The organism is Sulfurimonas sp. NW7 (genome assembly GCF_051132265.1).
In the GTDB taxonomy this organism is placed as follows: Bacteria; Campylobacterota; Campylobacteria; order Campylobacterales; family Sulfurimonadaceae; genus Sulfurimonas; species Sulfurimonas hydrogeniphila.
This window is the reverse complement of the sequence record NZ_CP093235.1, coordinates 2,170,584-2,182,929: the sequence shown is the minus strand read 5'-3', so window position 1 is coordinate 2,182,929 and position 12,346 is coordinate 2,170,584. Positions and strand designations below refer to the sequence as shown.

The 12,346-nt window shown below is 33.2% G+C and carries 8 protein-coding genes; 3 read left to right on the top strand and 5 right to left on the bottom strand.

The features are described 5' to 3' along the window. The first annotated feature begins 2 nt into the window (after positions 1-2). The 3 genes from MLC35_RS11380 to MLC35_RS11370 are packed head-to-tail and all read left to right on the top strand — an operon-like array spanning position 3 to position 2,787. Positions 3-737 carry an endonuclease gene (locus MLC35_RS11380; RefSeq protein WP_434637079.1) on the top strand — a complete coding sequence of 245 codons (735 nt, stop codon included), beginning with the start codon at positions 3-5 and terminating at the stop codon, positions 735-737. Between the two features lie 55 nt (positions 738-792). Further along, positions 793-1,623 carry a hypothetical protein gene (locus MLC35_RS11375; protein WP_434637077.1) on the top strand — a complete coding sequence of 277 codons (831 nt, stop codon included), beginning with the start codon at positions 793-795 and terminating at the stop codon, positions 1,621-1,623. A gap of 30 nt (positions 1,624-1,653) precedes the next feature. Further along, the gene (locus tag MLC35_RS11370) at positions 1,654-2,787 is read left to right on the top strand and encodes an HNH endonuclease (RefSeq protein WP_434637075.1); all 1,134 of its coding nucleotides are present in this window, start codon (positions 1,654-1,656) and stop codon (positions 2,785-2,787) included. A gap of 53 nt (positions 2,788-2,840) precedes the next feature. Here the strand turns inward: MLC35_RS11370 and MLC35_RS11365 are convergent, their stop codons facing one another. The 5 genes from MLC35_RS11365 to MLC35_RS11345 are packed head-to-tail and all read right to left on the bottom strand — an operon-like array spanning position 2,841 to position 12,296. Continuing rightward, entirely contained in the window at positions 2,841-3,563 is a 723-nt protein-coding gene (locus tag MLC35_RS11365) for a M48 family metallopeptidase (protein ID WP_434637073.1), read from the bottom strand. Then, positions 3,550-6,687, bottom strand: a complete 3,138-nt coding sequence (locus MLC35_RS11360; RefSeq protein WP_434637070.1) for a type I restriction endonuclease subunit R — start codon at positions 6,685-6,687, stop codon at positions 3,550-3,552. Before MLC35_RS11360 ends, MLC35_RS11365 begins: the two co-directional genes overlap by 14 nt. 14 nt (positions 6,688-6,701) lie before the next feature. Beyond that, complete coding sequence (locus MLC35_RS11355) at positions 6,702-8,603, bottom strand: deoxycytidylate deaminase (protein WP_434637068.1); 1,902 nt, start codon at positions 8,601-8,603, stop codon at positions 6,702-6,704. Beyond that, a complete protein-coding gene (locus MLC35_RS11350) occupies positions 8,596-9,858 on the bottom strand; it encodes a restriction endonuclease subunit S (RefSeq protein WP_434637066.1) in 1,263 nt (420 codons plus the stop codon). Before MLC35_RS11350 ends, MLC35_RS11355 begins: the two co-directional genes overlap by 8 nt. Continuing rightward, complete coding sequence (locus tag MLC35_RS11345; protein WP_434637064.1) at positions 9,852-12,296, bottom strand: type I restriction-modification system subunit M; 2,445 nt, start codon at positions 12,294-12,296, stop codon at positions 9,852-9,854. The genes MLC35_RS11350 and MLC35_RS11345 overlap by 7 nt, the downstream gene beginning before the upstream one ends. Positions 12,297-12,346: the final 50 nt, after the last annotated feature.

Here is a 12,346-nt window from a genome sequence, read left to right as displayed (position 1 = left end):
CGATGAAACTGCTATTACTATTTTTACTTATTGTAAATACATTATTTGCCACAAATGAATCATTTTCTAACTCAAAAAAAGAACTTAGAAAGATATACAGAGACCATCAAAGAACAATTTATTGTGATTGTAAATACAACTATAAAAACAAAAAGAATATGATTGATAAAAAGTCATGTGGTTATATTCCTCGTAATAAATATACTAAAAAAGGGAAGCTAAATATTCGTGCAAATAGGATTGAATTTGAGCATGTTGTGCCTGCTGAGAACTTCGGACGACAGTTCTCTTGTTGTTGGAGAAATGGGGATGCACAATGTGTTACTTCTAAAGGCAAGCACTATAAAGGTCGCAAGTGTTGTACTAAGGTCAATAAACAGTACAGAATTATGCAGGCTGATATGCACAATCTTTTTCCTGCTATAGGCGAGTTAAATGCTGATAGAAAGAATTATAAGTATGATTTTGAGTTACCTACACAAGGACAATTTGGACAGTGTGAGTTTAATGTACTGTTTAAACAAAGAAGAGCTAGAGTTCGTGAAGAGATAAGAGGTGTGATAGCTAGAGATTATCTCTATTTTCACAAGCGATATGGGATGAAGCTATCAAAGCAAGAATTTAAAAAATATCAGGCTTGGAATAAAGAGTACCCTCCATCAGAGTGGGAGGTTGAGAGGAACAACAGGATTGCTAAAGTGCAAGGAAATAAAAATAGCTTTATAGAAGATTTTTAGATGATGACTAAAGAAGAGCAAATAGATAATATGAGAGCATGGTTTTTTGAACACTATGATGACCCTTAACCTGTTACCATATGAATCTAGAGAAGGCGGATATATACCAATTTATGGTCCTCTTCAATATACAGATGAAATACTATATGAACAGTTTCATGATGATATTGATAATTTCATTATACAAGAACTTATAAATGACCTTGGTGAATTAAATCAATGGTCTCCTTTACCAGATGATACTTGGTACAAAGATGAAGATTATAGTGATATTGTATTTTACGATACAGATACAATTGTGGCGAATACTTTACAAACATTAAATAATATTGAGAATCAAATACTTATTGTAGAACAGATGAATGATTATGCAGATGATTTTATGCGTATGTTATTTGCTAAAGTTTATGCTGTTATAGAGTCATTTTTATTTGATTATGCATTGAATTATTCACTTGAGAATATAGAGAAAACTTTACCACAATTAGATAGTATTGCACTTTTAAAAAAACATACTATTACTTTACAGGAAATAAAAAATTTAAAAGAATCGCAAAATATACAAAATGATGTTGATACTTTGATTAAAGAAAAACTTTCATATAGTTTTTTGCATGTTATATGGCATAGATTTGATGATGTTCGTAAATTATACAAAAGGTTAGGTTTCAATATTAAAATAGATGAATTAAAAAAAAATTTGTATATTAGAAATGATATAGTACACCGTGATGGAAGAAAGAAAGAGAATATGATTAAGTATCATGATATAGATGCAGTGAAACTTAAACAAATTATTGAAGAATCTCGTAGAATAATTGAAGACATAGTTGATACTAAAAAGGCAATATCATCTTCTAATATTTTAGAAAATATTGATTTTTAAAAATACTTAAGAAATGTAAAGGTTAAATTAATGACAAACAAACACTATTGTGCATTGTGTAATGCTCTTATCACAAAAAAGAATAACTCAAAAGAACACATTATTCCAAATGCGATAGGGGGAAAAAAGAAGATTTTAAATTTTATCTGCAAAGAATGTAATAATAAATCAGGTAATGAATGGGACTCTGATTTAACAGAGCAATTGAGTTCTTTATGCACATACTTTGGAATAAAAAGGGATAGAGGTAATGTTCAGCCTCACATAGTGACAACAACAGCAGGTGATAAGTTTCAACTTAATGCAAATGCTAGTATGAAAATTCATGAACCAGCATATAATGAGACAAAAATAGATGATGGAGTCGAAATAAGCATTAGTGCTCGAACAATGAAAGAAGCAAGGAATATGCTAAAAGGAGTAAAAGGAAAATATCCTAATCTTGATATTGAAGAGCTTATGGATAACGCTAAAGTAAACACAAGTTATTGCAATGATATGATACAGCTGAAGCTGTCTATTGGAGGACTACAAGCTGGTCGTTCAATTGTAAAGTCTGTACTTGCATTGGCAGTAAAATCTGGTGTTAATCCAAAATCTTGTGAACATGCTATAGAGTATCTAATAGAAGAGAAGGGTAATCCATGTTTTGGATATTATTACGATAAAGATCCTCTGCTGAACCGTCCAGAAGGAGTGCCTCTTCATTGTGTCCATGTAAAGGGTGATAAACAAACAAAGCAGCTACTTGGGTATATAGAGTTCTTTGGAGCATTTAGAATAGTTACTTGCCTATCTAGTGAATATAATGGCGATGAGTTTTCAAACTGCTACGCGATTAATCCTATAAAAGGTGAAATATTAGACATCAAAATAAATTTAGAGCTTACTAGTTCTGATATAAAAGCTATATACAACTATGAAAGGTACTCATTCAAAGCAGTCGAGGATGCTTTTAGTAAAGTAATTTCATTCCATCAAAAATCATCTGCAAAAAAAGAGCAAGATAGAGTTGTTCATGAAGCAGTTGCATATGCTTTTGAACATTGTGGTGCAAAAGAAGGCGAACAACTAACAGAAGCTCACAGACAGAAAATTATTGAATTAACGATGAAAAAGATGCAGCAATATTTAATTCACATTGCTAAAAACATCAGAATATAGAATTTATTTACAATTAAAAGAAAGGATAAACAATCAATCTAATTGATATTTTTTTACCATTCTTCATGAATTAGGATAGATTGATTTAGAATATCTCGATAGCTTTTCCATTCAGGCAGGTACCTATCCATATATACTTTGAAGTTATCATTATGATGTCTTTCAAGTAGATGCACCATTTCATGAACAACTATATACTCAATACATTCCACTGGTGTTCTAGCTAAACTCAAATTCAGTAAAATATTCTTCTTCTCGATGTTACAGCTTCCCCACTTTGTTCGCATTTTCTTAATACTCCAATTATGTATTTCTACATTTATGATTGCTTGCCACTTAACAATAAGCCGTCCAACTACAATTTGTAACTGTTCTCTATACCATTTATTAAGTAGTTTCTGTCTATTCTTAACAGTAGTATTTAGATTTACATGTAACTCTATAGTTGAATGCCTCTTTACAACTGTATATTTCTTTGCCCCATAAACCACTTCAAGTAAATATCGCTTTCCTAAAAAGTAATGGCTTTCTCCACTAACCATTTCCCTTTTAGTCTCTCGTGATTGCTCTTGAAAATGACATACTTGCTTTTTTATCCACATTAATTTAGAAATAACGGCAAGTCTTACAGCTTCATCATCAATTTTTACAGGTGTAGCAACGCGTACTCTACCATTTGGAGGATATACACCAATATGCAAATTCTTAATATCTTTACGATCTATACTTACATGTATATCACTGACAGTGATTGAGCTTTGACTAATTGTATTCATCTTGATGTTTTACTAACTCCATAATTTCTTCAATCATACCATCTTTAGAACCAAGAGCTTTTTTTATTGCAATACGCAATTTTCTCTCTTTCATCATATTGCCCCAACAAGCATCTTCTTTAGTCACTTTTATTACAGCATCCACACTTATAGCCAAAGTTTCATCACTATCTAAGTTATCATAAAGTGCTTGTTTTGCTCTACTGTCTATGGATTTTGGGTATGAAGTAATTGTTGGCTTCATAACCTTATCTGCAAGTTCTTGTATTTTTTGAAGATACTTTTTATACTCAATGGCATTCTCTTTACGTTCTTTAATCAACTCATCAAGTAACTTTGACATTTTCTCATAATATTTTGGATTAATAGGATTTTCATCGATGATAAGCTTTCTAATATTATTTTCAATGGTCTCAGCCATTGCTCCTTGATCAGCTTTAATCCCTGAAGGCAATCCATCAACAGCTTTATCAACTCCTTTTTCTACAATAAGTTGAATCAATCCCATCTCATCAAAATCGGTTAATACTTCACTCTCTTCTGCTCGAATATATTGGTCTATTAGATGCCTCATTGCAGGTTCTAACATTTTCATATCTACATAATCACCTGAAGCTCTTTTAATTTCATCTCTGAGCTTATCATAGTAGGTTACCTCTTGCTTAATTATGTCCGCTTCTTTTTGTGTATATCCTGCTTCTAGCATCTCATTTGCTAGGTTTGCATAAGCACGAACTAAGGCTGCTGCACTTTTGTATAAAGCTACCCGTTTTGGTTCATTATCTTTTAGTTCACCTGGATTTTGAGTATTGCTTGTACAAAAATAGTGTATATAATCAGCACTTTTTCTTGGGCTTTCTACTGGTTCACACAAAGCTTTAATACTCTCAAGTACTTCATCAAGCCTTTCTTTTGCTTTACCCAGTCTATCAGTTAGTAATGCTTTAACATCCTCTGCCTCAAAACCATCTAATGCACCTGAAGTATAATCACCAATAGCACCTTCTAACCTATGAAACAAATCTTTATAATCCACTATATAACCATACTCTTTATCTTCACCATCAAGACGGTTAACACGACATATTGCCTGAAAAAGTCCATGGTCTCTTAATGGTTTATCTATATACAAGTAAGTAGCACTAGGTGCATCAAAACCTGTTAGAAGTTTATCTACAACTATAAGTAGCTTCATTTGACCTGGCTCTTTGATAAATTTTTTCTTTACCTCTTTTTCAAAAGTCTCAATTTTCTTAACAGCTTCATCTGCATCTTCTTCAAAGTAATCACTTAACATTTTTCGATAAATATCATACTTTCTTAGCTTTTCAGTTTGACCTTCACCTGTCTCTTCACCTTTTATATCCGCAGTACTAGGTTCATAAGAAGTCACAATCGCACATTTACCTTTTAGTGGTGTCTTGTCAAAAAGTTCATAAACTTTACATGCTTCATAGATACTATTACAAACTAGCATTGCATTACCTCGACCATCCATAAGTCGTGGCTTCGTTTCCATATCCATTAAAATATCATTGACTATCTGCTCTAATCGTGAACGAGATGAAAGAACTTTTTGCATAGTTCCCCATTTTTGCTTGACTAAGACTTTAGCCATATCAGACAACCCTTTTGTCTTAGCCTCAAACCATTTGTCAATTTTTTTTTGAGATGTTATTACTTGGTCTATATCTCTAGCCTCATATCTAAGATCTAGTATAACACCATCAGCGACAGCTTCATCAAATTTATAAGTATGAATATATCCACCAAAAACCTCTATACTCTTTTGTTTATCTTTTTTCAAAAGAGGTGTTCCTGTAAAACCTATAAATATTGCATTAGGTAGTATAGATTTCATAGCACTATGTAATTTTCCTGATTGTGTTCTATGACACTCATCTACAAAAACAAAAATGTCCCCTTTAGCCTTGAAATCTTTAGGAATACTTTTTTGTAGCTCTTTGATGTAATCATCACTCCCATCAACATCATCACCTGCACCAAATTTATGCACCAATGAACCAATCAGCCATTCATCTGCACCATTTAGCACACCAAGTAAATCTTTACCATTCTTTGTTCTATATATTTTCTCTTCTACTCCACCAAATACTTTTTCTATCTGCTCATCAAGCTCAGTTCTATCAGTAATAATCAACACTCTTGCATCAGTGACATTTTCACGAAGCCACTTCGCAAGCCAGACCATAGTAAGTGATTTTCCAGAGCCTTGAGTATGCCAAATAACACCACCTTCTCTTGACTTCACATGATTCTTAGATGCTTGAATCCCAAAGTACTGGTTATGTCTGCATGTCTTTTTTACACCACTATCAAAAACTATAAAGTCATGTATCAACTCTAAAAAACGATGCTTTTCTAATATCCATAAAATCGCACAATCAAGACTATTATCCCCACAATCGCAACTTATAGCATTTAGGTATTTATTTGCTTTATCATCTGTTTTAGGATTATAGTCAGGGTTTTGTTCTTTCCATGTGAGATAATACTTCTCACCAGTTTCTATTGTTCCGTAGCGAAGTCCCTCAGTATCATTTCCTGCCATCACCAACTGCATAGTAGTAAAGAAGTCTCTTATAAAGTGTTTTTCCTGATTATCAAGGTTTTGACGGATCCCTTCAGAAACAGAAATGCAAGAACGCTTAAGCTCAATTACTCCTAAAGCAATACCATTTACATAGATGACAATATCAGGTCTCTTTTTATTCTCACCCTCTATACTTACTTCTTCAGCAATACAAAAGTCATTAGCTTCAGGATTTTTCCAATCAATTAGCCAAACTGTCTCAGTATTGGAACTTACATCAGCCTTTACTTTCACTCCATATCGTAATAGTTTATAGACTGCTTTATTGGCATCGTAGAGTTTTCTGCCTTGTCCCATAGCTGAAGCTTGTTCTAGCTCACGAAGCACTTTAGCGATGAGAGTTTGATCTACATTATGAGAGAGAAGCCACTTAGTTAGAAGTTCAACTTCCACATTTGAGTTACCACTTCTATCTTGAAAGTCTCCAAGATACCTATAGTCAAGCTTATCTTGAAATAGTTTTACAACTCTGTTTTGGGTTACTCTTTCTCTGTCGCCAATGTTACTCATACATATATTCCTTTCTACCTATCCATGATATTTATATTATTTTCCGTACTTATAAATAATTTTTTTTCTTTTTCTAAGACTTTAATAACACAATTCTTAGTCAAATAATTTTCTCTAAATTTCGATAAATCATGTATTTCAAAATCGATTATCATTTGAATGTCATTTTCATCAGTAGTATTGATTTTCATTTTTAAAGTTTTACGTTTGATTTTAACTATTTTTCCACATAAATTTTTATAAATATTTTTTTCTTGCAAGGCACCAAGTTCGTCTTTATATGCCAAAATAGGATCATATATTCTATGATATGCTGACCCGATAGCCCCTTTAAACAATGCTAATTTCGGAGGTATTTTTCCGGCTAACAATATTTGTTTTTGTGCAATACCTGGATACGGATCAATATAAACTACCCTTTCTATCCCAAGCTGATAAGCTTTTTTAGAACATAATTCACAAGGCGAGGCAGTACTGTATAAAGTACCTCCTTGTATCCCTTCCCCACCATATTTTGCTACCTGTAAAAAAGCATTCTCCTCTGCATGTAGTGAGCGTGTATGTACCTGGTTCTTATCACCTTTAAATTTATTATACACCGTCTTAAAACAGAATGATTGATTTCTCCCTTTTAATTTGGCTTCGGGAAGCAAAGGAGAAAATTTTATTAGTGCTCCTTTAAACTCCATAGATTTCTCATAAGGAGTATATGCTAATGAAGTAGATCCTTTTAATATTTCATCTGTATTTCTTAACAAACATGCTGTTTGTCCATCTGCGACATTATTCCAACCAATAGACTTGACTGACCCCTGATGGTTTGTAACCACTGCTCCAACTTGCCGAGAAATACAGCCAGAGTTTAATTTGGCTGTATAGGCGATTTGCATCATCTTTTCATCGTGCGATGGCGTAACCAAACCCGGATGTTGAATAAGTGAAATATACTTAATGATCTGTCCATAAAGTTCATGATAATTTGGTGAGTTAGATACTTTACCGTTATTGGAGATATGGATATCACTCTTTTGAATACACTCTTGAATATTTTGTGAGATAAATTTATCGTAATCTTCCAAACTATCCCCAGGATTTTCTTTCTCATTTTGAGTTCTTATCTCTTCTTCAGTCATTTCAAAGTTTTTGAACAATCGATCATGAATATAATCTTGCTCTGCATTGATGGACAAAAGATAAAAAGCTGAATAACGCTCTTTGAAAAACATGACTTCAAATGGATTTCGAAAAGCATCGATCACCACAAATGTTTCTTTTTCCTTGCCATGATATTTTCTAAGGGCTTTAATAAAACTATTGATACGCTCAGATATTGCATAGATATTAAATGCGTTATGATCTCCTGAACCATCATATGTTCCTGTTTTCCTTATATTGTCACCAATTGATTGGAAAACTTTTGTATAGTCTCTATAATGTTCTTTAGTAAGTTTCTTTTTTAACCACTTTGAAATTTTCGGCACTTTATTGACTACAAAGTCATAAGTCTCATCATCATAATTTCGATTTTTCAGTTTTTTGAGGTTCTCTTTTGCTAATTTTTTATACTTCTTATACCTAGCCTTTGATTCATCTGATAATTCTGCAAGATCTTTATTGAGCAAAAACCGATTAAAGTCATTAAAAGATTTTTCAAACACAAATGTAGCAATAACATCCGATGCAGTAATCTTAATAAAAGGCTTCCAATTCGCATGATAAAACTTATCAATGATGTATTTTTTTCTATGACTGTCATCTGACTCTGGTGTCAAACATATCTTAGGAAGATTATGTTTATCAATATCTTGCGTTAAAAAATCTGCAGTTGTTGTACATCCTACACCGATCTTACCTGTTACACCTAAAATGATAAATTTATCCCTATGATTATATATCGCTTTTAATGCGTTATGCATCTAATCCTCCTTCTTTTATTAATCTTGTTCTACCAGTAAGAAGCTCTTGCATCATGCCAACTTTGATAGCTTTTGTTTTTTCTAATCGAGTTTTTAGCGTTTCTAATTCTTGATCCATGTCTGATAACACTTTAACTATTTCAACTTGTTCTTCTAAAGAAGGCAATAATATTGTGATATTTTGCACCATTTCTTTATTTAAATTTGCTTGCGTGCCTTGTTGCCCTTGATTTATCAACATTGTTCTATTAAAGAGAAAGTAATAGTATAAATATTCTTTTAAAATTTTTGTCTTTGTAGTGATCCCTAAGATTGCTTGACTTGTAGCAACCTCATTAATTGCTATACAACATTTGCCAATTGAAGCATACATAGCTAGCAGTAATGTGTTTTTTGGAAATACCTTTGCAGAACTATTTTCCAGTCCTTTTGGTGTAATCTTTTTTTCTGTATCATATAAATACTTCCCAGCTTTTGTCATGTCACTTATTGAAACCCATCTAATTTTGCCATTGTAATATTCTTGTACCTTTGACGATGGTGTACCACCACTAGACATTTCAGACATTTCCCCAAGCTTCTTCTCTTCCCACTCCCCACTAAATCCATGAAGTCGTTTTTTTCCTGTAAGGAGTTGTTGCATAGTGGCGGTTTTGATGTCCTTTTTTTTGGCTACAAGAGCCTCTAATGAAGCGATAAGTTCATCTACATCTGAAAGTGCTGTAGCTATGGCTTTTTGTTCTTGTTTTGGTGGAATTGGAATAAGTACCTTAGATAGAGATGTTCCATTTGTTAAAGCTCTTGTCGTATATGAGCTAGTTGCTATAATTTGATTTCTAATTAATTGAGATGAAAAACAATATTTTTTATAATGTAAAGCATATATATCATCAATAGCTCTTGCTCTTAATATAAATCCACTAAATACGGTATCTTTAACATCTTCAATAACAACAGTTGTAATTCCTATTTCATCAACTGTTTCTGATGTTCTAGTAAAAAACACATCTCCTTTTTTTACATTATAATTTTTTAGCTCATCCTTATTTACTTCAACTTTACCAATTATATCGTTTGCATGTAGTCCATTGTTATTAAAAACATCCATGTAATTGACTATTGGTGTACCATGACCAAAAAACTCTTTTGCTTTGTTCAAACCATTTTTAAATTCAAATGATTCACCTAATTTCTTTATTTTCCAGTCTTCAGGAATAACCCCCATCTCAGTTTGTTTATATCCATCTGCTACCATGACAATCTCATAGCCTTAAGATGTGTCTCTACTCTACTTTCAAGCTCTTTAACTTCGCCATCTAGCTCACCAAGAGGTTTACTATATCGCTCTTCCAAAGTCTTGATACGATTTGCCAAGCTTGATGTTACTCTCTCTATCTCATCTTGTAAGTCAGTTAGCCATACCTGATACCATTTCTTATAAAGTACTAACTCTTTAATCTCATCAACACTAAGTTTAGGATACTTTTTAAACACTTCAAGACTTAGTGCATCAGTAGCATTCTTAAGAGCTTTTTTAGCTTTTGCCTCATCTTCTATGAGCTTTTTAACAGTTTTAAGCGCTTCTATCTCATCTTCATCACTTGTCTCTTTTAAGCGTTTAGCTACGCTTGTTTTAGTAATGCTTCCTTTATCTGTTTTAGCATCTTCAAGTAAGCCATCTTCACCACTATTATCTTCTATAAAACTCTCCAACTCTGAACTTGCACTATCTAGTTTTACTTGAAGTTCATCTATGGCTTTTTGCTCTGCTTGAAAGTAAGTATCTATGATTAACTTTGGTGGGATAAGGTCAGCTTTGTATCGAACTTTCTTAAACTCAAAATCATGCACCTCTTTATAAACATTTTTCCCTTTTGAGTCCTTACTAGGAATAAGCTGGCGAACCACATTACCAACTTTCCAACCATCTTGAGAGATAAGGTAAAAGTCATCTTGCATCACTTCAGCATAATAATCCATCACAAGCTGATATAGGTCATACTTATCTAAAAGTTTCACATCTTTAAACTTCTCAAGTAGCGATTCAGATAACTCTTTGATGATGGCTTTGGGATGACAACCCTTATCAAGATTAAAAAGCATATCTTCATGGAGTGATCGCCATGAAAGATGAGTATCTATAACACTCTTTTTAAAGGCTTTGTACTCATCTGAATCCATTATAGTTTGCTTAACAGCACTAGGAACAATGTTTGTATTATAGTAACCCTCTTTAGTACTTGGAGTAAAGAGTTCATTTTTTAGATTGGCAAAAATATCCCAATACTCATCTAAATCATCAACATCAGCTTTGGGGATTCCACCATTAAGATGAGCAAAAAGGTCATGTATATCTTCACTATCTGAGCTATCAATATAGCGAGGGATATTAAGATTATACTCATTTTCCTCTATCTCTTTAAGTGTTACCATACGGGCATATTTTGGCATCTCTAACTGTTTATTAAAGGTATCTACTATCTTATGAACATCTTGTTCTCTCAGACGATTTTTATTGCCATCTTTTTTAAAGCCTTTGGAAGCATCTATCATATAGATACCTCTGCGAGCTTGTGCATGTTCTTTATCTAGCACTATAATAGCAGCAGGAATCCCAGTACCATAAAAGAGGTTAGCAGGTAAACCTATAATCCCTTTGATGTAACCTTTCTTAATTAGCTTCTCACGAATACTCCCCTCAGTATTTCCACGAAAAAGTACACCATGAGGTAAGATAACCGCTGCCTTACCTGTACTCTTTAATGATTTAATCATGTGAAGTAAAAAAGCATAGTCACCATTTTTTTCAGGTGGTTCCACAAAACCATCAAATCGTCCAAATTCATCAGGAAATGTCATCCCAGAAGTCCAAGCTTTAAGAGAAAATGGTGGATTTGCCACTACATAATCAAAGGTTTTTAGTTTTGTTTCATTGTCAGTTGTAAAAAATGGCTTTGCTAATGTACTCTGTCCCCCAGGTGCTATCTCTGCTGTTTCATTTGAGTGCAGTATCATATTCATACGACATAGCGCAGTTGTAGCTACTTCTTTCTCTTGCCCATAGATACTTAAACCATTAGGTGCAAAAGAGGCAGCCTTTAAAAGAAGTGAACCTGAGCCACAAGTAGGATCATAAACACTCATATCTTGAGTACTGTTCTCACCGATACCAATAACTTGAGGCATAATAGCAGAAACCTCTGATGGTGTATAAAACTGTCCCTTGCTTTTACCTGACTCTGTAGCGAAGTGACGCATAAGATACTCATAAGCATCTCCAAGTAGGTCATCACCTTCTGCTGAGTTAGCACCAAGGTCTAGGCTGTCAAAAATACGAACAAGTTTTGAGAGTCTATCTACCATCTCTTTATCTGAACCAAGCTTTGTACTATCGTTGAAGTCTGCATTATCGATGATATTTTTAAGACCATTAGCTTCTGCAAGAGCAGCAATAATCTTATTTATCTTATCACCAATCTCTTTATTACCTGCAAGAGCTACCATATCAGTAAATGATGCTCCCTCTGGTATAACTATCATACCATCTGGGTCATTTTCATACTTATCAGTGACATACTTCATAAATAAAAGTGTTAAAACATAATTCTTATATTCACTTGCATCCATACCACCACGAAGCTCATCTGCACTTGCCCATAGAGAGCTATATAATTCTGTTTTTTTGATTGCCATTATTTATTTCCTAAAAAATTATTATGAATTTGTTGTATATCCCTATCTAT